Origin of the sequence: Vibrio sp. SNU_ST1 (genome assembly GCF_030563405.1) — a bacterium.
GTDB lineage: Bacteria > Pseudomonadota > Gammaproteobacteria > Enterobacterales > Vibrionaceae > Vibrio.
In genome coordinates this window covers 134,869-159,944 of the sequence record NZ_CP130749.1, presented here as the reverse complement: position 1 = coordinate 159,944, position 25,076 = coordinate 134,869, and the positions used below count along the sequence as shown (strand labels likewise).

Below are 25,076 nucleotides of genomic sequence, written 5' to 3'. Positions count from 1 at the left end.
ATTCGTAGTCATTCCTATTTGACCAAATTTATCTAATGTTTCACTATGTATGTAAAGTTTTGGCTGGGTGGGGGAAATGGAGTTGAGCGATCCAAACGATGTATTGAGCTTGTTCAAGAACTTGATGATGAAGATTGTTGAGGAAACTAAAAAACCTACAAAAAACTTTGACTTAAACGAGCGCTACTATAAGCGGAATGTGGGACAAATTGCTCAGATAGATGTATCAACTCTTTATCTAAGTTTGTCTTCGATCTTTGAGCAAATCAATGAATTGAAAACAACCATAGCCTTAGATAGCGGGTTTCATACATGTCAATCTGACTATCAAACTCTACTACGACAGTTTTGTGATGATTATCAGGATGTTGTAAATGTTGCGGCATCTATGAAGATTAGCTTAGACCAAAGGTCTGGTCTGCTCGGCTTTTTCAAAGGATACGGTAATCCGATTGAAACAATATTGAGCGGGAAAAGCTATCAATTGAACTACCAACAATTGCGCAATAAGTTTTCTTATCATGCGGTAGTTCTTCAGCAATCCGAAAAGAAAATGTTGGATGTTGTTGCAAAAGATTTAGAGGATTTTATGGTTAAGCTTTACTTAGTGGCATAGGTGTCCCATCAACTACTAAATTCTCAGTAGCGCTTGGATTTTCCATATTTAAAGTTATTCATTAGTCGCTAAATTAATAAAGCGCCTGACTCGCCTTTGTCCAAAAACGAGCCAGCACGATCTCTGTTACCTCACTCCCTTTCTAAGATTAACCGCTCCCGATTACATTCCACTGGTTTACTGTTTTTCCATTCGCTTTTTATGGTTAAAATGCCTTATGGTACAAACAATCGAATTATAGATACTTGCGGGCTTTGCCAAAGGTATTCCCCATTTACACGAAAAGACTGATTATGAATTTTGATATCAATGCACTGAAACACCACCAACTGGTCGAAGATGGTCAACTCGAAGGGTGTTACCTTCATCAGCCAGCACAGGGCAGCCAGCAAGACGATGACGCTGTTTTAGCAGAGCGCCAAGCGCTAGAAAAATTGGGGTATAAGGTAGTACAGGTACAAACCAAAGGTGGGGCAACAACCTTTGCTGAAGCGATGCAAAAGTTTGCGAAGAAAACAGGTCACCAGACCAAAGAGTAAGCGAATGGCTAGAGCGGCCTATCACGTTCAGTAACCAATAGATTAGCTGCCCTGAGCAGCACACGATGATGCTAATCGCCTTAACGCCACTGCGCGTCCCTACTTTCTCCGCACTTTCTGGCTTCTAGCTTAATCAAAGTTGGCTTTTTGTAAGATCTCAATGAACGTCTTAATCTTGAGGTCTTCCGCTCCCTGTTTCGCGTAAAGGCCAACGTTTCCGAGCTTAGAATCATCAATCAGTAAGGTTTCGAAGCCTTTATCTTTCATCCAGTCACACATTTTATGGCTGTATGGCATGACAGCATCAGACATTCTTAACATATCTAAACTCGCAAAAAGAGAGTCAACATCATAGACATCTCGCCCAACCACCTCAGTATCACGCCCGCCAGGCTGTGAATTTACGTGATCAGACAGTACAGAATTATGTCGAGAGTGATCGGGGGTCACTTGAAGTATTGGAAACGCTAATGTCTCACGCCTTAACAAACTCGAGTCTAAGTGTTTCTTCGTTAACAATGGATGGTTGGCTCGAACAAACACCGCTTCTTTGTCTTGAAAGAGTGGATAAAACGTTACTTTGCATCTCTCATGCAGCCCGTAGATTTCATGGCCAACAAACAAGTCGATATCACCTTGAACCAAGTGGTGCATCAAAGACAAGTTGTTACCGAACTCTAAATGTAGCGAGCCCATTTGTTCTTGTTGCTTGTATTCATCCACCGCCTTGCAAACAAATTGTTCCCACCAAGCTTCCCCAGTGCCGAGCTTCAATTTACCTGATTGGCGCTGCTGCATGTCGGTAAAGCGATGCATTAAAGACAGATGCTTTTCTTGCTGCTCTTGTGCAAACTCCCGAAACAACAATCCGTACTCGGTAAGCTCAACGCCTTTTGACTTGCGAGTAAAAATAGCCACACCAACATCACTCTCTAATTTCTTGATCGCAGCGGTCAAGGAGGGTTGGCTAATATTCAGCTTTTCTGCTGCACCTTTAATGCTGCCTGTATGCGCTACCATCAGAAAGTATCGGTATAGCTTGTTCATAGGATTCTCTTAGTTTGCATTCGATCACAAAATGCGAGGTTAGAAATTCAACAAATTAAACCACTGAACACAGTGCGCAGTGGATAGCTCTCATGATATAGGATTTTTCTATAGAGAGCATTAGTAATGCTATTTCCCAGTGTAAGATGAAATCACTATAGTAGGGTCAATTAACTTATTAATTGGACATTGAGATGGAACAGAAATGGTGGCATGACGCAGTGGTCTACCAAATTTACCCGCGTAGCTTTTTAGACTCGAATAATGACGGTATCGGTGACCTAAATGGAATCATCAGCAAACTCGATTACCTCAAAGAACTGGGCATTAATGTCATTTGGCTCTCTCCTGTTTATCAATCTCCAATGGACGATAATGGCTACGACATCTCCGACTACCAAGCGATTGCTGAAGAGTTTGGCACGATGGAAGAGATGAAACGCCTGATGGACGAAGCGAAGAAACGTGACATTAAGATTGTTATGGACCTCGTGGTAAACCATACGTCAGATGAGCACCGTTGGTTTGAACAAGCACGCTCTTCAAAAGGCAATCCGTATCGAGACTATTACATTTGGCGCGATGCTAAACCGGATGGCAGTGCACCGGATGACCAAGGCTCTATCTTTGGCGGAAGCGCTTGGCAGTGGGATGAACTCACACAGCAATATTACTTCCATCTATTTTCGAAACGTCAGCCCGATTTGAACTGGGAAAACCCGAAGGTTCAAGAAGAAGTTCATACTATGATGAACTGGTGGATTGACCTTGGCATCGGCGGCTTCCGCTTAGATGTTATTGATCTTATCGGTAAAGAAATCGATAAAAGAATCACTGGGAACGGGCCAAGGCTGCACAAGCTATTACAACAAATGAACCAGGCGACCTTTGGGAACAAGGATTTGTTAACCGTAGGAGAAACTTGGGGCGCGACACCAGAAATAGCCAAGCTATACAGTGGACAAGATAGAAATGAACTTTCTATGGTATTCCAATTTGAGCACATTACCCTGACATGGGAAAACGGTGACAAATGGAACCCTATTCCGCTTGATCTTCGAGAGTTCAAAAATGTTCTGACCAAGTGGCAGCTTGAGCTGGCCGATGGTGGCTGGAATTCCCTATTCTGGAATAACCACGATTTACCACGTTTGGTTTCAAAATACGGTGATGACAAACATTTCCGAGTTGAGTCAGCAAAAATGCTGGCGACCTGTTTGCACTTCTTAAAAGGCACACCTTACATTTATCAAGGTGAAGAGATTGGAATGACCAATGTCGCTTTTGACAACCTAGACCAATATAAAGATATTGAAACGCACAATTTCTATAAAGTAAAAACGGAATCGGGTGTCACTCATGAACACATGATGGACGCCATTCACGAGAACAGCCGTGACAACGCTAGAACACCAATGCACTGGAACAACCAAACTAATGCAGGCTTCTCTGACGGAACACCTTGGATTGAGCTGAACCCAAACTACCCAGAGATCAACGTCGAAAGTGCGTTGGCTGATCCAAGTTCCATATTTTATCATTACAAGACATTGATAGAGTTACGAAAAGCTCACCCAGCGATTGTTTACGGTTCATTCATTCCTGTTTTTAAAGAACATGACCAAGTATTTGCTTACGTGAGAGAACTGGATGGCGAAAAGCTGTTTGTAGTTTGTAATTTCTCAAACGACAACCTGACACTGGATATGCCTGAACAATACCAAACTCAGACGCTTGATTGTCTGATCAATAACTATCAAACGGTCACTGAGTTGTCAGCCAAGCTTGAACTGGCACCGTATGAATCATTTGCTGTAAAATTGTAATCATACGTTAAATTCAACCCACCAAAGGCAAGGTTCTCCTTGCCTTTTTTATTGACCAAAGCCATCGATTCTCTCCAACATTTCACATCTTAACCTAAGCAACCTAGCGCTTATTTTTGGATGGCTTTCATCACCCAAAAATAGTTTGAGCCCGTCTTCACATTTCTTTTCATGTTCAACATCACAAAAGCTGCTTGCTGCCTCCAAAATACTAGGCTCACCATAATGATATAGATTTTTACTATATCTCCCACCTGTTTACCTATTTCTCAAGAAGAGAGGAAATCGCTAAAATCACTCTCAGATAATAAGAACTGATAGAAGTGATTATCGTTATGGATAACCTTCTGAATATGGAATGAAACTATGAAACCTCTATTGAAAACACTGTCTATTTGTACCCTTGCTGCTCTTTTCAATGCACCGGCTTTTGCTATGGAAGAAGGTGAAATCACAATCTGGATCAATGGCGATAAAAGTTATGCCGGTCTTGCTGAAATTGGTAAACAATTCGAAGAAGATACCGGTGTAAAAATTAACGTTCAGTACCCAGACTCACTGGAAGCTAAATTCCAACAACACGCAGCAACAGGCGGCGGCCCTGACATCATTTTCTGGGCACACGACCGTTTTGGTGGCTACGCAGAATCAGGCCTACTTCACGAGCTTAATCCAAGTAAAGAATTCAAAGAAAAGCTTGTCGACTTCAGTTGGGATGCGGTGACAGTCAACGGTAAAGTTGTGGGCTACCCTCTAGCAATCGAAGCACCTTCTCTAATCTACAACAAAGACCTACTTCCAAACCCACCAAAAACATGGGAAGAGCTTGCTGCCATTCAGAAAGAGATGGCTAAGCAAAACAAAAAAGCCATCATGTGGGATGTGAAAAATGCGTACTTCACATGGCCGATGATCTCTGCCGGTGGTGCCTTCGCGTTTGAAAAAACAGCAACAGGCTATGACGCAAAAAGCACAGGTGTTAACAATGCAGCGGGTGTTCGCGGCCTTCAATTCTTAGTTGATATGGTAAACCAAGGGGTAGTTAACCCGAACATGGATTACTCAGTCGCAGAAGCAGAATTCACCAATGGCAATGTGGCAATGACCATCAATGGCCCTTGGTCTTGGGGTAACTTAGACAAGCTTGGTGTTAATTATGGTGTTGCGGAACTGCCGACATTAAATGGCGGTAAAGGTAACCCATTTGTTGGAATCCTAAGTGCGGGTATCAATGCTGCGAGTCCAAATACTGATCTTGCTGTCGAGTTCTTAGAAAACTACCTATTCCAAGACGACGCTCTGAAAACCATGAATGATGACAAGCCTCTTGGCGCGGTGACACTAAAATCATTCCAAAAAATTCTTGAGAGCGATGATCGCATCAAATCAACCATGACGAATGCTGAAAACGGCGAAATCATGCCAAATATTCCGCAAATGACGGCTTACTGGTTCGCTGAAGGTGCGGCTATCGATAACGCGATGCAGGGTAAGCAAACCGTTAGAGAAGCGCTAGACACAGCAGCGAAACAAATTACCAAATAACCCTTTCCTCATATTAATATCCTATTGTCCTTTGGCACAGCGCATGCTGTGCCTTTTTTGTTTTGGAAATCAACTCGCTATGCAAATCCCTACTCTTTACCTAAAAGGTACGTTCAATGGTTGGGGGTTAGACACCCCATTGTTCAAAGAGCAAGACGGCTCCTATCGAGCAAACCTATGCTTATCTACCGACCTTTATCGCTTCAAAATTTCGGATTTAGATGGCACCAAACAATGGACGCTTTCAGGGCATGAAAGTGAAGCCACACTCTGCGAATTCGAACAAGCAATGCCGCTTATCAACACACAAGGTATTGGCAATGATCTGCTGCTCTCTCCTGCTGTCGCTGGTCAATACTCCTTGAAGGTTCAATTCGGCTCTTCGACGCCAACGATCACTGTAACCAAGGGGGAATACAATGATCTATCAACACCTCAACGAGAGCCTGTTAACACACGTCTGATAGCGGTTGAGACAGAGGAGACGCTGCCTCTCTGGCAACACCCTGAATTTGCAATGCCACATGACCAACTATTCCAAAAGCTCACCATCTCAGAGACACGGTCATTCCCGTTTGTGTTCGGGGATAATGTCGATGGTTACTATCATGGAGCAACCTATAGCTATGTAAACGGTGGTAAGTATCGTCACCACCAAGGTTGGATACTGGGAACCTTCGCCAGCTATATCGACGGCAAGCTCAATAACAAGTTAGAGGCTAAGCGTGCCAGCCTGACGCCTTATGGTATTGAACATCATTATGAGAATAGTCGAGAGTCGCTGAGCCTGATTCAAGGTTCTAGACTTGTATCGCTTACGGTTTCGTCCAACAAACCGAGCGCTTTAAGCCTAATTCCAGAACTCAACGTACCGACGACTCACTCTAAAGTTCACATTTCAGACTCAAATATCGTCATAGAACTCAGCCCTCAAGTTTGCCCAGATGGCTGCCCAAGATTTGTCGCCATCGCAAGCAATCATCCTGTACATGCACGAGAGATCTCGCTAAATGCTCACCCTGAACTTCGCGACCTAGTTCAGCTCTCAGAGAGCAACGCAAAACTCATGCTCACGACGTCAGATAACCAAACTGAACTCATCGTCTACCTCGGCTTTGCTGAAACCCTTAAAGCCGCTAGTTCATTGGTTAATCAAGCGGTCAAAAATAACGAACACGTTCTTCACCAACAGCGGATTTATGAGTTCTTAACCAATAATTATTTGTGGACCAACGACCTTGAATACAACCAAGCGGTTATGTGGTCGCGCCTTGCAAGCCGTACCTTTGTAAGTCATGAGTTCGGCACGGGCATATGGGCTGGCTTACCTTGGTTTAAGGACTGTTGGGGTCGCGATACCTTTATCGCCTTGTCGGGCACAAGCTTGGTCAATGGGCTGTTTAGTGAAGCAAAAGAGATCATTGAAAACTTTGCGTCCATGCAGATGCTCGACGAAAATTCCGCGAATTACGGGCGAATACCGAACCGAGTAACCAGTAAAACGAACATCATTTATAACACCACCGATGGTACTCCTTGGATGATTCGTGAAGCCCTTGAGTACATCAACTACTCTGGCGATGTGGCGTTCGCTAAGGCCATTTATCCCACTATCAAGCGTTTCATCACGGGTGTCGAAAAACACTACTTGAATAAAGATTGCTTAAATGAAGACTATTTGAATAAAGATAGCTTGATGGCACATCGCCACCCTGATACGTGGATGGATGCAAAAATTGATGGGAAGACACCTTGGTCTCCTCGCGGGCCTAAAGCCAATGACATCCAGGCTTTGTGGTTTGAAAGCCTAAACTGCGCGATTCAACTCGCTAATCTGGTTGGCGACCCTGAATCAGAAAAGAGCTGGACAATCCAAGCCGGAAAAGTGAAAGAGAATTTCGCCACTAAGTTTTGGGATGATAAAAACCATCGCTTAGCCGATCATTTATCGCAAGGCGATGTGCCTGATTATAGCGTGCGCCCGAATCAGTTGATGACGATTTCAATTCCTCAGAAAAGTCCGCTTAATCAGAGTGAAAGAGAGCAATACATCGTCAAGAACGCGGTAGAAACGCTATTGTTCCCATGGGGCATCTGCTCGTTACAACAAGAGCATGTCGATTTTCATCCTTATCACGACAATCAAGCTATGTACCACAAGGACGCGGCTTATCACAACGGGACGATCTGGGGGTGGAATGCGGGCTTTACCATTACGGCGCTCAATAAGTTTAAGCAGCAAGATCTCAGTTACCAACTATCCAAAAACTTGGCAAAACAGATCCTTACACAAGGCTGTAGAGGGACAATGAGTGAGAATTTGGATGCTTTTCAAGAAAGTGACCGCGACCTTGTAGAATCAGGGACGTTTGCTCAGGCCTGGTCTGTTTCAGAATACGCTCGTAACGCGCAACAGGACTATTTGGGATATTGCCCACGCTTATTGGACAATCAGATACACCTAACACCAAATTTCCCAAGTTGTTGGAGCGAATTAGTGGCTTCGTTGCCTTTTGGTCAAGGAAACCAGCTACGACTGTCATTTGAATCTGAGCGTGGTATTTCTCGCTACAAGATTCAGTCAAATCGAGAAGATACGGTAAGTCCCGAAATCACATTGGTGCTTACGCTAGACATAAACCATGAGTCTGTTGCCGTCATCTCGACACCATTAACACAATCGTTGGAGATCATGATCGACAGTCACCAACAACAGGTCACGGCTAACGACAAACAAGCGCAGTTTGAGATTCAGCCAAAGCCAAATAACGCCATCTTACGCGATTTACAGTTTGCCAAGCCCGACTTTGCAAGGCAACACAACAGCTTGATGAGCAAGGACTACTTGTTGAATAAACGCAATAAGCAAAAATTGTCAGCAGCCAAAGACTAGCGTGGCTGTGGAGTTATTGAGCTATTGAGCTATTGAGCTTTGAGCGTATAAAGCGATAGAAAAAGGCCTAATACACCGTTTACGAAGACAAAACGGAGTTAGGCCTTCTTAATAAAACAGCGCCACGTTCGACTTTTTAGTGAGTAACGTATTTATTTCTCTGGAATCACTAAGATAGACATCAGAAAAATCTACGCTTATATCTTCACGAGCTTCATTCGTGCCCATATATATGGTCATTGGATACAAAAAACGCCCCTTTAAAGGAGCGTTCTATCTAAGCTACTTAGCTGTTAAGCTATTTTGCGTTAACAGCTCGCACAAAAGCTTCTTGTGCACCTTCAACATTAAGCGCCTTCGCTTCATCTAACAAACCTAAAGCTTTCGGTATATCACCTGACTTCACCGCATTTTGTATAGCGGATAAATAGAAGTCTTTTGTCTCTTGTTGAACACGAATCTGCGTGTCTGCTTTCTTCGGTGCTACAGCTGTAGTCGTTGCCAGAATGGCAGGAGCCGCAACAGCAGCGACTGGCGCTACGGCAGGTTTAGCTCGGTAAGGGCGAAGTTTTAAAGTTTTAATTTCTAACTCTAAACGACCACCTAATTGATTCGTGTATACCGGATCGGTGACCATAGGCATCACTTCACCAAATTCTTTGGCTCGCACCTTCGCCGGGTGATCAACTTTCACCCTGTTGCCAAGCTCATCAGCAGGCGTGTAGATAACAATATAAGGTGTCTTACTCGCATCAATACGCAAGCGCTCAATGTAACTCGTACGAGTAAAAGCGTCGGATGCCTGAACCTTAAAGTCTTCAAACTTCAATGTTTGCACTGGCTTAAAGTTTTCATCTAGAAGCATGGCTTCTGGAGCAAAAACTGAATCATCGATCATCAAGCTCGATAGCTTAACGACCATCTCCCCTGAGCGCTCGCTGAACTTGAACGCTGCAAAGTGGCTATTACCTGTTGTAAATGTACCGACGGGTGATCCCAGGTCGATATCAAATTTTAAATCTTCATTATCATTCAATTGTGCGTATGGGTACTGCGAAAAATCGCTGCAGCATACTTCTGCATTGGTAGGTGCATCGAGTTTAGTTTGAACCTGAGCATCGGAAGCACAACCGCTTAGCAAGGCACCTAGTACCACGGCTAACATAGAGCTTTTATTTGTCATTGTAATCTCTCTTACTATTGGTTGTTGTTGGGGGGAAAACGGAAAAAGGCAGCCAATGGCTGCCTTATACTGTAAATGGTTTAGAACCAAATTTCAGTGTGCACACCGAATACAAATTGGTCTTTACCGTTATCGATACCAATTTGTTTAGCACTTGCTTCATCATCAGCTTTAATGTAGCTGATGTAAGGCTTAACTTGTGGGCGACCGAAGTAGTCTGAGTTCGCTGTAAATGCTGTTGCAATTTCTAAGTTAAGAATATCGCTCTCTACATCATCACCAGAACGTCCCCAGTAACCTTCATCACCTTCTTCATGCGCATAAGAAGCTGTAGCTTCTAAACGAATGTTGTCGTTCAGTTTGTAAGAAGGACGGGCAGCAACAATATAACGAGTTAGGCCTTTAGCGCCCCAAAGTTCGTCAAGAGCTGTGATGTATGTCGCTTCTGTACCAAGCTGCCATTTTTCCGAGATGTTTAGTACACCGTAAGAAGTCAAGAATAGAGACTCTGCATCGTCATTACCGCCAGACCAACCACCGAAGTTTACGCCACGGTTTTGCATTACGCCTGAACCGTAAGCAATAGCATTTTGAGTCCAACCGTCTAGGCCGTAGTAGCTTGTGTTTAGTGTTACAGCTGCACCGATGCCGTCTTCATCTTCGCCGCCGTTCACCACTTTTTGACCGTATTTCAAATCGAAATCTAGAGAACCAATACCTGCATCTACGCCGTAGTAATATAAGTCGATAGAAGACGCTGTCGTACGCTCAGCACCAGGCTTTGCCGAACCAGCGTCTGGATCAGCCATTACGTATGCGATACCAGCAGTATTGCCACCTAACTTAGTTTGAATACCAGCACCAATACCAGATGATTGTTTCCAGAACTCACCAGACAAGATACCTGCTGCACGGTTTAGGAAACGTTGACCACCCCAAATAGAAGTCTCTTCACCAAGAATGCCACCTAGCTCAACGAAGGCTTCTTTCACTTCAAATTGTGCAGTAGTGTTGGCTTTTTGGCTGCCCGAAGATGAATACGCGTAAGAATTACCATTACCATATTCAGTACGAAGAACATAATCAGCCCACACACCATTTTGGTATTCAGAGTGCTTCTTAACTACAAATTCAACTTGGTTAGTACTCTTACCGTGAGTACCCGCTGTTTTGTAATCTGGCTTACCGAATTCAGTGTCTACTGTTTTACCGTCGACAACACGAACGTTAGAAGACATGTAACCATGAACTTCCCAACCATCAGTGATAACGTCAGTAGGGTTTTTCACCTCTACTTCCATTGAAGAGTCACCACTTGTTACATCAAGTGCAACTTCACTTTCTGCGAACGCTGAACCAGCGACAAGTGCAGAAGCCACTGCAGCAGCAATCAAACTTACTTTTTTCATTCTTAACTCCATTAAGGACGATTTATTTTTAGGTTTTATATTTTTGCTCTCTTGCGACAACCAAAGGCAGTAATGGTGGGCGTAAGATAGAGAGGTTTAGGGTTTCCCCTGATTCGTTTCAACGGAGTCAATATTAAGAGAGGATGACAAGTTTGACTTCCTCCACCCCGAACTAAATCAAGGGGGATGAGAAGGGAGTAGAATTTATACAGAATGGTATTTTACAGGGTTGGATCACTTAATCTAGGAGGAGTAGACAGCACACAGATCTAATTATTCACCTTAATTGAGATCCACTTCAAATATATAATTTGAACTTCATCGATGAATTATTTTTCAACAAAATTTATTCTCTGAAGTTGCTTGACCTTAATGGGACAAAGCCTTTTACTAATAGTTCACTGATGTTGATAAACGAACAAGAAATCAAGCAATGACTAGAACGCTCGCTCGCCCTTATCCACTAGGCGCAACGCTAGGTAACACTGGCTGCAACTTCTCAATTTATTCTCCTGACTGTAAATCCCTCTCTCTCGCTCTTTTTGACGAGAACGATGAGTTCACCACTTATAAATTGGAAAATGAATACGCTGATATCAGATATGTATTTGTTGATGGTATTAAAGCCGGGCAAAAATACGGTTTCATTGCTGAAACTGATAATGGCCCGATCTTACTTTCCGACCCTTACGCTAAAGCAATAAGCGAACCGCTCGATTACGCAACGCCATATACCAATGAAAAAAGCTTTTCGATGGCAAAATGCATCGTGGTTGATGACACGTTCGATTGGCAAGATGTCGAAAAGCCGCGTATTAGCCGCGAAGAGACCGTTCTTTTCGAAACCCATGTTAAAGGCCTATCTCAACTTCACCCAGAAGTCGAGGCTAATACAAAAGGCCGTTACTTGGGGTTAGTTAGCCCCGAAATGCTTGCATTCTACAAACAGCAAAACATCAATTCTCTACAACTTTTACCTATTGCTGCATGTATGCATGAACCCCACCTATTGGATATGGGGAAAGTGAATTATTGGGGTTACAATCCATATTTGTTTATGGTGCCAGACCCACGCTACGCAGAGAAAGACGCCGTTACTGAACTCAAAACCGCAATTCGAGAACTGCATCGCAACGGTATCGAAGTCATTCTCGATGTCGTCTACAACCACACAGCAGAAGGCGGGGAAGGCGGCACAACCTTCAACCTAAAAGCACTCGATAGTCGCTACTACATTAAGCATGGCTGTCATTACGCGAACTTCACAGGTTGTGGTAATACGGTCGACCTCACCCATCAACCAGCACTTAACTTAGTCATGGATACACTGCGCTACTGGGTGAGTGAGTTCCAAGTCGACGGCTTCCGCTTTGACCTAGCAGCAACACTGGGGCGCGAAGGCGATAACTACAATCCTGAGGCTGCTTTCTTCAAAGCTGTTGCCCAAGATCCGGCATTGAAAGAAACCAAGTTAATAGCAGAACCATGGGATATCGGACCAAATGGCTACCAAGTTGGCAATTTTCCGTTGGGGTGGAATGAGTGTAACGACAAACTACGAGACATCACTCGTAGCTTCTGGCGCGGTGATCAAGGCTACCTGAAAGAGTTTGCGACTCGCTTAATGGGCTCACGTGACATCTACAGTGCCGCACACTGGCCGTACAAATTAACCGTCAACTACATCACCTATCATGATGGTTTCACCATGCAAGATCTTGTTTCTTATAAACATAAGCACAATGAAGAAAATGGTGAGAACAACCGTGATGGACACGGTGATAATCGATCTGAAAACTATGGTGTAGAAGGCAACACAGAAAACCTTTTGGTTATCGCAACACGTGAAAAGCAAAAGCGTAACTTCATGGCAAGCCTGTTATTTGCATTCGGTATTCCGCATATTTTGACGGCCGATGTGTTATCTCATACTCAAAATGGCAACAACAACGCGTACTGCCAAGACGGCGTCACCAGCTGGCTCAACTGGGAAGATTCCGAGCGTAAGGCTTACTTCAAGGCTTGGTTATCTGAGATGATCTCCGCACGTCAGCGATACATGGTGCCGTTTATCAAAGCGTTCAGTGGCGATAAACGTAACTCTAACCGTATATTCTGGAGCCGTGTTGATGGCACACTCATGGAACATGATGATTGGAACCGTTTAAGCTCCGTAGCCTTACATTTAGGCATAGGTAAAGATGGCGACGAGTTGATTTATCTGATCAACCAAACCAACGCACCTGCTCGATTTTCTTTACCGAGCGACCGTAAGCAAGACTGGGTAACCATCTGTGATACCAACTTGCGAAACGTGAAACCGGGTCATGCCGAAGGTGAAATGCTGTTATCTCCCGTTTCAATGGCGATTTTGCACTATTCTCCTACTCAAAATAAGCTAATAGCTAAAACAAACTCATCTCCAGACAAGACTGATTCGGTTTAGGGTAAAAGCCAAACCAGCTTAATAGAATGCGCGAAGCCATAGAAGCCAGTTATGTTTATGACTGGCTTTTTTATTAGCTGAACGTCACAAACTCAATTTTTTATATGGAACATTTTGCATTGATGTGATTACGAAAACTGTTTAGTATGGCCGTACTATAAAAATGAATCTATAACGTCTTTGGATATCATGGCTTTACCTAAAACATTAATTCGGCTTTTTAAACCATACATTATTTTATTAACTGGAGGGATGCTCTATCTTGCTGCTGCTCAACTTGAAAAAGTAGAAACGACAGCAACCGAACAATCACTTTCAAATATTCGTATCGCAAGTTCCATCATCAATTCCAACATCGAAGCCACATTCGGCAAACTCTATTTTTTGGAAACCAGTTTAAGCTTGTCTACATCAGGCCCAGTCGGTGAACAAAAATTCAGAGACATCAGTGACAATATTCTTAAGAGAACACCTAACTTCTCCGATATTGTTCAATACCAGCCTCAATCCCAACAATATATTTCAACTCGTGGCCTGCCTCTTTCTAATGAGCAGATCGACGCCATCCAGTGGAATTCAATAGATAGTGTTGTAGAAGGTTTTTACATCTCTTCTACCTATCAAAAACCCGATGGTCGTTGGGTTTTCGCGATCAAACACACGACGGAAACGTTGAACAAAGAAATATGGATTGAGTTTGACCTTTTGCATACCACGCAAGGTTTGAGAGACTTAAAAACATTAGACCGTGGCTATGTATTTGTGGTTGATCGAGCAACCGAACGATTGGTTTTCCATCCTGATCCGAAACGCATTGGCTCCAAATCCATCAGCTATCATGCAGGCATCAGCCACCAGCTCTCGCAAGGTGAGACCGTCGGCCAACACGAGTACTACTATCAAGATAACTTCAAAATAACGGTATTTGATGCTGACAACAGCTTAAACTGGGTATTCGTCTCGGGCACAGATCGTCACGACATACTCACCAGCTCACACCAATTTACGCTAACTGGCGTGGTACTCGGGTCACTGCTTCTATTATGGATTGGCGCGCACTACCTGGCTCACCGCTTGAACATATCGTTATCTCAACTGAATAAAGTTGATGATCTCGCCAGCTTTAAACGAGAGTTAAAAGCCATATTCAATAGCTTTACCTATCAAAAAGGCATTCAATTCTGCCTTTATCAAGCAGAGAGCCATTCATTCAGTACCATCGATTATCATGGAAACAAATCAACGGTACATTCTGACAAAGCCCTTGCTGAGCGATTTGCTCCCGAGACCATGGCTTATCGAAACAGCAAATACGCGGATCCATTGGCACGTAAACTCAAATTACTCCAACGCCACTACTGTATCCCTTTGCACTCTCGTAACCAGCTAATCGCGGTGATTTACGTCAATGCGCCCCTGCCGATCAGCCAAAGTATTTTACGAATGATCAAAGATTACACCGAAGTCTCATTGTCTAACTTACTGCTCCACCATCAATTAAGTAGTAAGGATCTCATGACTCAGTTAGACAACAAAAGTAGTTTCAACATCGCGATCGACAACTACGCATGCGAACCCGATATCTATGTAGCTCTGCTCGACATCGATAACTTTGACCACGTAAATCGAGCTTACGGTGAAGCGATTGGCGACAAGATGATAAAGCTTGCCGCAGAAGCGATGCGTTCTTACTTCCCTAAGCCAAAAGGACTTTGCCTTGCTCGAGTTGGGGACAAGGAGTTCGCCGTTTTATTCAAAGCGAATGATGCGAAAGATGCCAAGCACCAATTGGAACAATGTCGAGTCAGCATCGCCGAGAAAACCATAGTTACTCCGGATATCACATTGTCACTTAGTATCAGCGTCGGGTTTTCGCAAATAGAAGGCGAAACAGACTCTGCTTTAGCCCTTGCGGAACAAGCAAAGTTAATCGCACTACAACTTGGAAAAAATCGAGTGGAAGGCCACATCAGAGCCGTTGCCAAAGCGTCGTAGACATTAGCTAACACGCTCGTATCACACCGATTGGTACGATACCGATAACAAAAAAGCACCTAGGATTAATCCCCTAGGTGCTTTTGTTTTTATGGAAAGTCATTACAATGCGCGTTCGATACAACAATACCCTTTTCTAACGACACGAGCCTTATGAAGCTAAGTAACCGACTGCAAACTCTCCACTCCCTTGTCAGCAATGACTATCAACACATTTGGGACTGTTGTTGTGATCACGGCTTCTTGGGTGTTCAGCTATTATCTGACCACAAAGCACCGCAGATTCATTTTGTCGATATTGTCCCTTCTCTGATGAATGAACTGGAAGGCAAACTAACTCGTTACTTTCCCCAAGATAATTCAGACCAACAAGCGATTACCAGCCAATGGCAAGTCTACTGCTTGGATGTCGCAGCGATTCCATTGGAAAAGCACACTGGCAGACATCTAGTCATTATTGCGGGTGTGGGAGGCGACCTAACACAAAAGCTCGTCGACGATATTCATTGCAAGCATCCAGATAAAGCGATCGATTTTTTGCTTTGCCCGGTTCATCAGCAGTTCGATCTAAGAAATCATTTAAAGGCGCTCAATTTCGGCCTAATTGATGAAGTGTTAATTGAAGAGAACCGTCGTTACTACGAGATTTTATTGGTCAGCAATAACCAAGGTGAAAGCGACAAAAATCAAGGTGAAAACGGCAATAACCGAACGGTAACTGAGATATCAAGCGTCGGTGACAAGATCTGGACTCCGAACTGTGAACAACAAAAGCAAATATCACAGCAATACAAAGCCAAAACATTGCAGCACTACTTGCGCATCCATCAAGGACAAGAGAAGCAAGGCAAAACCAGTGAGGTTAAGCACATCATTGAGGCTTACCAAGCGATTTGACGGCAGCAAGTACTTACTTTATAACTTATCAATCTGATTCAATGAAAAAGCCGATAGTTCAGTGAACTATCGGCTTTTTTGATGCTATCGGTTTGGGTTAAACTTACCGTTCTTCTTTTCCAGAATCCGTATCAATGTATACCGTATCAAGAAAGTCATCTTTCTCTTTCCATGTACTATTCAACCAACTGTGGAAACGACGTTTAAACGCTTTATCTTCAAAGTAATTACCGTTCACGTTCTCATCCATTGGGTGCAGTTTAATACGCACCACCACCTTGGTCATTTTACCTTTCAGCATGTCTTCAAACGGAGAAACCTGATTTTCTGGATAAGCCAGTGTGACATCCACGATACCATCTAAGATCGGGCCCATTGCCGATAGAGCAAATGCCACCCCACCTGTTTTTGGCTTAAGTAGGTGTCGATACGGTGTTTTCGCTGTCGCCAATTTCTCGTGGTTTGTACGAGTCCCTTCCACAAAATTCACCAAGGTTGTCGGTGCCCATTTGAACTTAGTACATGCCTTATTAATTGCATCAAAGTCATCATTGCGACGATCTGGGTTGCGCAGCAAGAACTCACGCGAGTGACGTCTCATAAAAGGCATATCCAAGCCCCAACAAGCCAAACCAACAAAAGGAACGTACAGCAATTCATGCTTAAGGAAAAACTTGGTCATCGGCATCTTGTCTTTCAAGACCGAAGACAAGATCACGATATCTGCCCAGCTGAGGTGATTCGACATCATCAAATACCATTGCTTGGTCGAGATGTCGTCCCCACCTTCCACTTGCCACTCAATATCGTTATTCACGTTCAACATCCAAAGATTGAGCGACGCCCAACACCAAAACGTGAAATTCGCTAAACGAGTACATGACTTTTGAACAGTAGAGATTGGAAGAATCAGTTTGATGAGGCCAAAGAAGCTCACAGTAAACGCAGTCATTGCGGTATTGATGGTCACGAACAATACGTTCAACACCATACGAAGGTTATCAAGCATAAAACACGGCTATATTGAGATCGAAAGCCGCCATTATACTCATCTATAAAATATTCTCTTTAGTAATTGGTTGAATGCCCTACGGGTTAAGCCACTATGGTTTATTAATGCAGATAATTAGAGTGCAAAATGCAGGTACGAGCAGTCATAACAACATATTAAAGAAATATTTGGCAACCATTACTTTCCCAATGATTATTTATCTTGTACATACATCTCTAGAAATAGACGAGCAGTGCAACCTTGATTACTATTATCCTTTAGTTCAAATTCCCAACCATAAGCACGACACAAACGCTTCACGATTAACAAACCCAACCCATGCTCTGTTTCATTGGTCTGCATTAGCCCTGAACCTGAATCTTCAACAGAGATCTCGTCAGAACGGATACTGATCTTGATGTAACCTTTCTCAGTAAAGCGGATTGCGTTGCTCACTAAGTTCTTGAGTATCATATTAAGTACTGCTACAGGGAAGTTAACCTGAGCCGATTCAGAAACGTTCAACTCGAAATTTACCTCAGGATTCAGATTCTTAATGAACTCCGAGATTTTGAGTTGATTTTCATCGACGCGCCACATCTCTGTCACCACGTTCGCGTTTTCTTGTTTCACAATGTTGAGCAAAATTTCCACGGTGGCTTGCATGTTTTCCGCTGCGATTAGAATTCGCTCTCGTTGTTTAGTTTGAAATTCAGGATCGTCTTTCATCGCTTGCAGGTTAGCCGCACCAAGCACAATCGCTATCGGGGTTTTTAGCTCATGACTGGCGTACTTAGCAAACATCATCTCCTGTTTAGACACTCGTTCCCGCATCTGCTTGTATTGATTGAGTTCATTGGTGAGTTGCTTAAGTTCATCAATACTATGCTTTGATACTGAAAATGTTTGGTTAACGCCAGAGTTGAGCTGTTCGCTCAGTTCCGTCACGGGCCTCATCAAACCATCAAACATTCGCTTAACCGAAAAATTCAGTATCAAAACCAGAAACAATACGAGCAACATCGAGATAGCCATCAATGCATCCCAGTTATCGTCACCAAAATCAATAGAACGCACGCCTATCGTAAGGTAAAGCGGAACTGTATGACCTTTGAATTCAAAATTGACGTAGTAGATCAAGATGCCTTGATCAGAATATTTCCGATACCGAGTTACCTGCCCTTCTGAGTATGGTAGATCGGCTTGAAGTACCTCAGGTAGGTATTCAGGGTTAAAGTAAGCCGTAACAGAAGTGCTCATTTGAGCAACTGGATCTTGCACCAACTCATAGTGCTTTATAGCAATACGTTCGAAAGATTTAAGGTGTAATTCAATTTGAGTATCTTCAGCAATCACGAGACGAAATGAGAACGCGAGAAACACAATAAAGGATGTAGACAAAGCAATTTTGGCAAAGGTGGTGATCAAGCGTCTTTTTACTTGAGCAATATTGTTCGTTTTGGGCTTGTTAAACCATCTCATCGAATTCACAACCTTATTTGACTGAGTAATGCAGAGTTCATTGCAATAAAGATATCGTGCTACTTTTCAAGACGATAGCCAAACTTGGGTACCGTTTTGAGCATTGAATGCTCAAATGATTTATCCACAGTATTCCTCAGTAGATAAATGTGGCTACGCAACACATCCTTATCGGGGATATCTTCCCCCCATAAAAGATGAATCAATGCATCACGAGAGACCACCTCTCCTTGGGCTTTGACCAGTGCGTGCAGTATTTGATACATGATAGGTGTCGTGATCAGCCTTTTCCCTGCACGAGTAACTGCTTTCGTTTTTTCATCAACTTCAAGATCGCCAAACGTTAACTTGCCTGCTGTTACCTTTCCTCTATAACGCTTAATCAGGGCACTAAGTCGAACTTCGAGCTCCGGGAAGTTAAAAGGTTTACTGACAAAATCATCGACGCCATTCTCGAAACCTTTCAACAAATCTTCTTGCCCGTTTAAGGCCGTAAGCATCAATACTGGTGTACTGCATCCGTTCTCGCGTAACTCTTTAGCTACCTGCATGCCATCTTTCTTTGGCATCATCACATCGAGAATAATGGCATCAAACTCATTTTCTAGCGCCAGCTTCAAGCCTAGCTCACCATTGTCAGCGAAATCGACCTCTGCACCCTTCACTTCTAAAAAGTCGGCCAAAATACCCTGCAACTCGTCATTATCTTCAACGATTAAAATTTGTTTACCTGACAGCATCATCTACTCGCTCTATTGCGATTCACACTACTGAGATCATAATGAGCCTAGGTCGAATTAATGTCGAATTTAACGATAAGCTACACCAATGAAATTCGACATTGATCATCACTCTTTCACATCCATTTTGACATAAACTCGACATTGACCATTTCATACTATCCCTATTGAAACATCGGGAATTGATTATGAAACCAATACTACTTGCTTGCCTTTTAACTTATGCGGTAGCCATACCATCAGCATACGCTATTGATCTTATTGGACAAACCGTCAGCAAATCACCACTCAACGTCGTAGCCGAAGTCAGTGGAGTCGTACAAGTTGCAAATCTAGACTCTGGAGACAGCGTTAAGAAAGGACAATTGATTGCAGCAGTAAAAACACAAGACTTCGACCTAGCTGTTGCAACCCAAACGGCAAACCTCGCTTTGGCTCAAGCCGACTTGCAGCTCAAACAATCTGTATACCAACGTTATGTTGAACTTCGCCAGAAAAATAGTCTCTCTCAGAATGAACTCGACATCGCCAATGCCGACTATTTGAGTGCTAAAGCAAAACTCACACTCGCAAAAATTGAATTGAGCAATGCAAAACAAGACTTAGCCGACACCTCTATCACATCAGACATCGAGGGCTTTGTGGTAAGCCGAAGTGCAGAAAATGGCGCTTGGGTAAATCAAGGCGACCCACTCTACAAGCTAGTGAATATCGACACCTTAACGGTGCGTTTGCTTGCTAGCGAATACGACATCAATGACCTTAATGTTGGGCAATCCATCGAGCTATGGGCTGAGGCTAATCCAGCAGCCAAAGTCATTGCCACAATTAATCGCATCGGTGTGGAAGTGGATAGCCAAACGATGGCCTACCCAGTAGAAATTGACATCAGTAATCCCGATCACGCACTCAAACCTGGGATGTCGATTCATGCATCGACCAAGGTTACTGCATTCGCGTTGAATCAATAGGAATCACTTATGCCATCAATTATCGCTTATTTTGCGCAGCGCAGCTTTCTGGCTCGAATCGTCACTATCATGGTACTGATGCTCGGCGCCGCTTCAATGTATACCCTTAAGTTACAAGAATATCCGGATGTTGCTTTTGAAACGGTCGAGATAGAAACTTCCTATCCGGGCGCAACAGCGCAAGACATTGAACTCAATATCACCAACCCCATCGAGAAAGAACTGCGCAGCGTACAGGGGCTGAATTACTTTTCCTCTCAATCCAGTGATGGCATCTCCTACATAGAGGCAGAACTACTGCCGGGGGAAGATGCCGCAAAGGTTCTGCGAGATATTCAGCAGGCTGTCGATCGCGTCAGTAATTTACCCAAAGATATCACTGCGCCACCTGTGGTCACTCAAAAACAGACATCTTCTTTTGAAGTTCTCACCTTTGGGGTCAGCCTCAATGCCGCAGCAAAAAATGACGGTGCTAACCTTGAGATAGAGAGCTCAAGTTCTGAGAGCTTAATGTCAGAGAGCTTGGTGTTAAAGGGCTTAGAACTAGAGAACAGTGCACAAGCGCAAAACCTTCAGCAATACGCATATCAACTAGAGAAACGAGTTAACGCCGTTGCAGGTGTGAGTAGCGTGAGCTTGTCTGGATACAACGAGCGTGAGTTTTGGGTGGAAATCGCACCAGAAAAAATCAGCCGTTACCAATTAACTTTTGACGAGGTTAGCCAAGCAATTAATCGACGTAACCTTTCTCAATCAGGAGGCGTAGTCGAATCTTGGGTCAATGAACAAAAGATTGTCACCATGACTCAAGTGCATAGTGCTCAAGAAATTGCAGATATCGTCATCAAAGCGCTGCCCAATGGCTCAGTCATCAAGGTTTCTGACGTCGCTACTGTTGAAGATACATTTGCGAGAGCATCACAGCTTGGCGTAATCAATGGTGAAGAAGCAGTACTGTTTTCGATAACCAACAGTGCCAGTGCCGACATCATAGCCACTGTAGACAACGTAAAAGCGCTATTGGAAAAAGAACAGGCTAAGGTTGATGGTCAATACCACTTCCAATACGGCTTGAACCTCGCCGACGATATGAATGACAAATTTTCAATTGTATCGACCAACGGTGCCATTGGCTTGGTGCTTGTGTTAGCCGTACTTAGTCTGATATTGAAGCGTCAGGTCGCCTTCTGGGTTTCTATGTCGATCCCGTTTTGTATATTGGGTGTGATGATTGTATTGCCAGCTGTTGGGCTCAACCTCGATAGTATTACCCTCGCCGCTTTATTGCTGGTGATCGGCATAATCGTTGATGACTCGGTGATCGTCGCTGAAAGTATCTATCAAGAAAAAGAACAAGGTAAGACCGCTCTGCAAGCCGCCATTTCAGGCACCCAGAGAGTGATTAAACCAATTATCGCGAGCTTAACCACCACAGCACTCGTGTTCATTCCGATGTTCTTTATTCCGGGAACCATGGGTAAAGTGGTCGTGGTTATCCCAATTACCGTCATCGCTGCGTTACTGTTTTCATTGGCAGAATGTACATTCACGCTTCCAGCCCATTTAAGCGGTGCTCTAGAATCTAAGAAAAGCAAAAACGACAACCATAATTCTTCAGAGAAAAACCGTTTTTCGAATGTCAGTCGTACCTATAAAGCGTGGCTTACAAATAGCATTCAATATAAGAAATCTGTGATTGCAGGAGCCTTAGTTGCCAGTGCTTTGTCTGCGGGCTTGGTTACTACACTTAAGCTCGATATTTTCCCAGCGGAAGCCGCCAAGTACATCGACATTTATACCGAGGTCGACCCTGGCACACCATTAGATAAAGTACGTGATGCGCATTTAGCGATAGAAGAAGCAATAGCCGCATTACCAAGTAATGAGAGGGTATCTTACAACCTCAGTTATGCGTCACCCGTTAGTACGGGCTTGTTAATACTCACGAGTTACGAGCAACGAGCACGTACCGCTGACCAAATCATTGTCGACTTGAATACGCAGCTTGCAGATCTTCAACAAGACATGTTCGTTAAATTCTCTGTCGATGCCGGCGGACCTCCTCCGGGCGAACCCATTGAAATGCGAGTATTAGGTGGTACTGAACAAGAACGTAACCATGCCGTCACTATCGCAAGCGAATGGCTATCGACACAGCATGGTATCGCTGGCGTGACCAATAATGAGGCCTTGAAAGATCCTCAACTGAGTATTGTTCCTCAATACGAATGGTTAGCAAAATACAACCTGACGGTGTCAGATTTGGCCACCACACTGCGCTTAGCCTTTGAGGGCGAGTCTGTGACATCAACATGGCTAGGCGATCAAGAGGTCGATATTCGAGTCATTCTGGAAAAGGAATACCGTGATATCCAACGTTTGGCTACCACTAAGATCTTCACCCCTGATGGTCGCCAAGTGCCTCTTAGCCGCTTGGCGAAGGTCAAGCAAATTGAAGCACCACGTTTGATTAAACACTACAACGCAGAACGTGAAGTCACGGTTACGGCGCAGATCACCGATGACACGGTCAGCTCCGTTGTTCTGTCGGATCAAATGTTGAGTGAACTTCAAGGTCAATATGCACAAAATGTCAGTATCGATATTGGTGGTGAGGCAGAAAGCACCAATGAAACCATGAGCGGTTTTTTGGTCGCGTTCCCAGCAGCAATGATAGCGATCTACTTTGTACTAGCAGTTATGTTCAACTCACTGGTTCAACCTTTACTGGTTATGGCGGTGATTCCGTTTGCGGTCATTGCTGCATTGATGGCTCTAGTAGTTCACATGCAAGCTTTGTCGATGTTTGCCTTAATCGGCGTGCTTGGTATGACTGGCGTGGTGGTCAATAACTCACTGGTGCTAATCAATCGTATTAATGAGTTAAGAGCGGAAGGCCATCCAGTAATAGAGGCCATCATAGAGGCATCAGTAAGCCGTTTACGACCGATCTTACTGACCTCAATCACAACGGTGGTGGGCTTGCTACCATTGGCTTACGGCTTAGGGGGTACCGATGTTTACATGGGGCCAATGTCATTAACGTTAGGTTACGGATTATTGTTCTCACTGCCAATCGTCCTATTCGTTATCCCTAGTTTATGCGGCTTATGTTTCGCAAAATCACAACCTAAAGAGTCTTAACTTACTCTTAATTAAGCCGCCCTGAGCAAATAGCGCGGCACTGAATCTACACCATTTTATTTTACTGCCTTGGGCGCCACTACTTTGAAGCAATTAAAGTAATGGCGCTCTTTTTTATTTATCACGACCCACCTTTCTTACTCTCCACGACTCACTTTCATACTTTCGCATGCAGCACAAAAAAAACAACTCTTACATGTCATTTAGACTCAACAAACTAAAGTCTATTTGACATCATTTAAGTTAATTTCCACCAGCTCATCACTATTGATAAGCATTCTCATTGGTGGCATGGTACATGCAACTCCAAAGTGTAAATAGTTGAGTATCCTTAATGAGATAACTTCTCTACGTAAAGGTGATGATATGACCGATATTCCTCATGGTTTGGTAACCGGCAAAGTCTTACATAAAAAACAATGGACAGATCAGCTGTTCTCGCTGCAAGTCAGTGCTCCTGTTTCTCCTTATCAGGCAGGTCAATTCACGAAACTTGGCTTACTAAATAGCGAGGACGAATTCATTAGACGCGCTTATTCCATGGTGAATGCGCCAGAGCACGAACAAGGTCATCAACATCTGGAGTTTTTGATTATTAAGGATCAGAACGGTCAGCTTTCGCCTCAACTTCACAAGTTGCAGGTAGGCGATGACATCTTTGTCGGCAAAGACCCAAGCGGATTTATGACACTAGATGAGATCCCGGAGATCGCCAACGATCTCTGGATGCTTTCAACCGGAACTGCGGTTGGCCCGTTTATCTCAATGCTCGAAAGCATGCAGATACAACAACAGAATGGATTGGCTTCGGAAAAAGCCGCCTCATTCAACAACCTTGTACTGGTTCACGCAGTAAGAACAGAACAAGACCTCACGTATCAAGATCGAATCAATCAACTCGTTGAACACTTTCAGGGGAAACTTAAGTATGTGCCAATTATTTCTAGAGAATCAGTCACCGGAACTTTGCGCGGACGAATCCCAAGCTTGTTACTTGGAGGCGACCTTGAACGAGCCTCGTCTCTCGCTATCAACCAAAGACATAGTTTCTTCTATCTTTGCGGTAATCCCCAAATGGTTCGAGACACGAGCGAAGCACTAATATCGTTGGGATTACAAAAACACTTACGCAAGAAGCCTGGTCAATTTAGTAGTGAGAACTATTGGTAATCATTAACCATCTAGCGCTCGCAAACAAAGCTAAATAGTTCGTTAGACGGACTTGTTGTTGAGCTGGCGGTTGCCAATAAAAGAAAAAATAACCATAGTAATTACAATGACTAATGGTGATAGACAAGAGAAAAAAACTCTAGCACACTGAACAAAGTTATTAGTTTTAATCCCGTTTCAGA

General features: G+C 43.7%; 17 protein-coding genes. 11 read left to right on the top strand and 6 right to left on the bottom strand.

Annotated features, from left to right (window positions below; genetic code table 11):
• The first annotated feature begins 76 nt into the window (after nt 1-76).
• Together Q5H80_RS15075 and Q5H80_RS15070 are read left to right on the top strand one after the other, a co-directional pair.
• Entirely contained in the window at nt 77-616 is a 540-nt protein-coding gene (locus Q5H80_RS15075; RefSeq protein WP_304570239.1) for a hypothetical protein, read from the top strand.
• 293 nt (nt 617-909) lie between these two features.
• Complete coding sequence (locus Q5H80_RS15070; RefSeq protein WP_304570238.1) at nt 910-1,155, top strand: hypothetical protein; 246 nt, start codon at nt 910-912, stop codon at nt 1,153-1,155.
• Between the two features lie 129 nt (nt 1,156-1,284).
• On the opposite strand, the gene Q5H80_RS15065 is transcribed toward Q5H80_RS15070, so the two are convergent.
• On the bottom strand, nt 1,285-2,202 hold the full coding sequence (locus Q5H80_RS15065; RefSeq protein ID WP_304570237.1) for a LysR family transcriptional regulator: 918 nt from the start codon (nt 2,200-2,202) through the stop codon (nt 1,285-1,287).
• Between the two features lie 194 nt (nt 2,203-2,396).
• Between Q5H80_RS15065 and Q5H80_RS15060 the strand changes: the two genes are divergently transcribed.
• The 3 genes from Q5H80_RS15060 (at nt 2,397) to Q5H80_RS15050 (ending at nt 8,466) form a co-directional block, all read left to right on the top strand.
• Nucleotides 2,397-4,028 (top strand): alpha-glucosidase, encoded by a 1,632-nt coding sequence (locus tag Q5H80_RS15060; protein ID WP_304570236.1) that lies wholly within the window; start codon nt 2,397-2,399, stop codon nt 4,026-4,028.
• Nucleotides 4,029-4,394: 366 nt separating this feature from the next.
• Complete coding sequence (malE, locus tag Q5H80_RS15055) at nt 4,395-5,573, top strand: maltose/maltodextrin ABC transporter substrate-binding protein MalE (RefSeq protein WP_004732148.1); 1,179 nt, start codon at nt 4,395-4,397, stop codon at nt 5,571-5,573.
• Between the two features lie 31 nt (nt 5,574-5,604).
• Complete coding sequence (locus Q5H80_RS15050; protein WP_304570235.1) at nt 5,605-8,466, top strand: amylo-alpha-1,6-glucosidase; 2,862 nt, start codon at nt 5,605-5,607, stop codon at nt 8,464-8,466.
• A 298-nt stretch (nt 8,467-8,764) separates the two neighbouring features.
• Here the strand turns inward: Q5H80_RS15050 and Q5H80_RS15045 are convergent, their stop codons facing one another.
• Together Q5H80_RS15045 and Q5H80_RS15040 are read right to left on the bottom strand one after the other, a co-directional pair.
• Nucleotides 8,765-9,649, bottom strand: coding sequence for a MalM family protein (locus Q5H80_RS15045; RefSeq protein ID WP_304570234.1), 885 nt, complete (start codon nt 9,647-9,649; stop codon nt 8,765-8,767).
• Between the two features lie 80 nt (nt 9,650-9,729).
• The gene (locus tag Q5H80_RS15040; RefSeq protein WP_304570233.1) at nt 9,730-11,058 is read right to left on the bottom strand and encodes a carbohydrate porin; all 1,329 of its coding nucleotides are present in this window, start codon (nt 11,056-11,058) and stop codon (nt 9,730-9,732) included.
• Nucleotides 11,059-11,491: 433 nt separating this feature from the next.
• On the opposite strand from Q5H80_RS15040, the gene glgX reads away from it, so the two are divergent.
• The 3 genes from glgX to Q5H80_RS15025 all read left to right on the top strand — a co-directional run bounded on the left by glgX (nt 11,492) and on the right by Q5H80_RS15025 (nt 16,396).
• Nucleotides 11,492-13,504: a glycogen debranching protein GlgX gene (gene glgX / locus Q5H80_RS15035; protein WP_304570232.1), complete on the top strand. Its 2,013-nt coding sequence runs from the start codon at nt 11,492-11,494 to the stop codon at nt 13,502-13,504.
• 252 nt (nt 13,505-13,756) lie between these two features.
• Nucleotides 13,757-15,499 (top strand): diguanylate cyclase domain-containing protein, encoded by a 1,743-nt coding sequence (locus tag Q5H80_RS15030; protein WP_304570751.1) that lies wholly within the window; start codon nt 13,757-13,759, stop codon nt 15,497-15,499.
• A 153-nt stretch (nt 15,500-15,652) separates the two neighbouring features.
• Nucleotides 15,653-16,396, top strand: coding sequence for a tRNA (adenine(22)-N(1))-methyltransferase TrmK (locus Q5H80_RS15025; RefSeq protein ID WP_304570231.1), 744 nt, complete (start codon nt 15,653-15,655; stop codon nt 16,394-16,396).
• 103 nt (nt 16,397-16,499) lie between these two features.
• Here Q5H80_RS15025 and Q5H80_RS15020 read toward each other — a convergent pair whose 3' ends face one another.
• The 3 genes from Q5H80_RS15020 to Q5H80_RS15010 form a co-directional block, all read right to left on the bottom strand.
• A complete protein-coding gene (locus Q5H80_RS15020; protein ID WP_304570230.1) occupies nt 16,500-17,405 on the bottom strand; it encodes an acyltransferase in 906 nt (301 codons plus the stop codon).
• A 195-nt stretch (nt 17,406-17,600) separates the two neighbouring features.
• Complete coding sequence (locus Q5H80_RS15015; protein ID WP_304570229.1) at nt 17,601-18,869, bottom strand: HAMP domain-containing sensor histidine kinase; 1,269 nt, start codon at nt 18,867-18,869, stop codon at nt 17,601-17,603.
• Nucleotides 18,870-18,928: 59 nt separating this feature from the next.
• Nucleotides 18,929-19,609, bottom strand: coding sequence for a response regulator transcription factor (locus Q5H80_RS15010; protein ID WP_304570750.1), 681 nt, complete (start codon nt 19,607-19,609; stop codon nt 18,929-18,931).
• Between the two features lie 188 nt (nt 19,610-19,797).
• On the opposite strand from Q5H80_RS15010, the gene Q5H80_RS15005 reads away from it, so the two are divergent.
• The 3 genes from Q5H80_RS15005 (at nt 19,798) to Q5H80_RS14995 (ending at nt 24,894) form a co-directional block, all read left to right on the top strand.
• Nucleotides 19,798-20,580, top strand: a complete 783-nt coding sequence (locus tag Q5H80_RS15005; RefSeq protein ID WP_304570228.1) for an efflux RND transporter periplasmic adaptor subunit — start codon at nt 19,798-19,800, stop codon at nt 20,578-20,580.
• A gap of 9 nt (nt 20,581-20,589) precedes the next feature.
• Nucleotides 20,590-23,724: an efflux RND transporter permease subunit gene (locus Q5H80_RS15000; protein ID WP_304570227.1), complete on the top strand. Its 3,135-nt coding sequence runs from the start codon at nt 20,590-20,592 to the stop codon at nt 23,722-23,724.
• A 366-nt stretch (nt 23,725-24,090) separates the two neighbouring features.
• The gene (locus Q5H80_RS14995) at nt 24,091-24,894 is read left to right on the top strand and encodes a ferredoxin--NADP reductase (protein ID WP_304570749.1); all 804 of its coding nucleotides are present in this window, start codon (nt 24,091-24,093) and stop codon (nt 24,892-24,894) included.
• Nucleotides 24,895-25,076: the final 182 nt, after the last annotated feature.

What these genes read in the sequence shown, in the direction of transcription:
- Q5H80_RS15075 (WP_304570239.1), top strand. Translation starts at nt 77, where the DNA reads ATGGAGTTGAGCGATCCAAACGATGTATTGAGCTTGTTCAAGAACTTG.
- Q5H80_RS15070 (WP_304570238.1), top strand. Translation starts at nt 910, where the DNA reads ATGAATTTTGATATCAATGCACTGAAACACCACCAACTGGTCGAAGAT.
- Q5H80_RS15065 (WP_304570237.1), bottom strand. Translation starts at nt 2,202, where the DNA reads ATGAACAAGCTATACCGATACTTTCTGATGGTAGCGCATACAGGCAGC.
- Q5H80_RS15060 (WP_304570236.1), top strand. Translation starts at nt 2,397, where the DNA reads ATGGAACAGAAATGGTGGCATGACGCAGTGGTCTACCAAATTTACCCG.
- malE (WP_004732148.1), top strand. Translation starts at nt 4,395, where the DNA reads ATGAAACCTCTATTGAAAACACTGTCTATTTGTACCCTTGCTGCTCTT.
- Q5H80_RS15045 (WP_304570234.1), bottom strand. Translation starts at nt 9,649, where the DNA reads ATGACAAATAAAAGCTCTATGTTAGCCGTGGTACTAGGTGCCTTGCTA.
- Q5H80_RS15040 (WP_304570233.1), bottom strand. Translation starts at nt 11,058, where the DNA reads ATGAAAAAAGTAAGTTTGATTGCTGCTGCAGTGGCTTCTGCACTTGTC.
- glgX (WP_304570232.1), top strand. Translation starts at nt 11,492, where the DNA reads ATGACTAGAACGCTCGCTCGCCCTTATCCACTAGGCGCAACGCTAGGT.
- Q5H80_RS15030 (WP_304570751.1), top strand. Translation starts at nt 13,757, where the DNA reads ATGCTCTATCTTGCTGCTGCTCAACTTGAAAAAGTAGAAACGACAGCA.
- Q5H80_RS15025 (WP_304570231.1), top strand. Translation starts at nt 15,653, where the DNA reads ATGAAGCTAAGTAACCGACTGCAAACTCTCCACTCCCTTGTCAGCAAT.
- Q5H80_RS15020 (WP_304570230.1), bottom strand. Translation starts at nt 17,405, where the DNA reads ATGCTTGATAACCTTCGTATGGTGTTGAACGTATTGTTCGTGACCATC.
- Q5H80_RS15015 (WP_304570229.1), bottom strand. Translation starts at nt 18,869, where the DNA reads ATGAGATGGTTTAACAAGCCCAAAACGAACAATATTGCTCAAGTAAAA.
- Q5H80_RS15010 (WP_304570750.1), bottom strand. Translation starts at nt 19,609, where the DNA reads ATGCTGTCAGGTAAACAAATTTTAATCGTTGAAGATAATGACGAGTTG.
- Q5H80_RS15005 (WP_304570228.1), top strand. Translation starts at nt 19,798, where the DNA reads ATGAAACCAATACTACTTGCTTGCCTTTTAACTTATGCGGTAGCCATA.
- Q5H80_RS15000 (WP_304570227.1), top strand. Translation starts at nt 20,590, where the DNA reads ATGCCATCAATTATCGCTTATTTTGCGCAGCGCAGCTTTCTGGCTCGA.
- Q5H80_RS14995 (WP_304570749.1), top strand. Translation starts at nt 24,091, where the DNA reads ATGACCGATATTCCTCATGGTTTGGTAACCGGCAAAGTCTTACATAAA.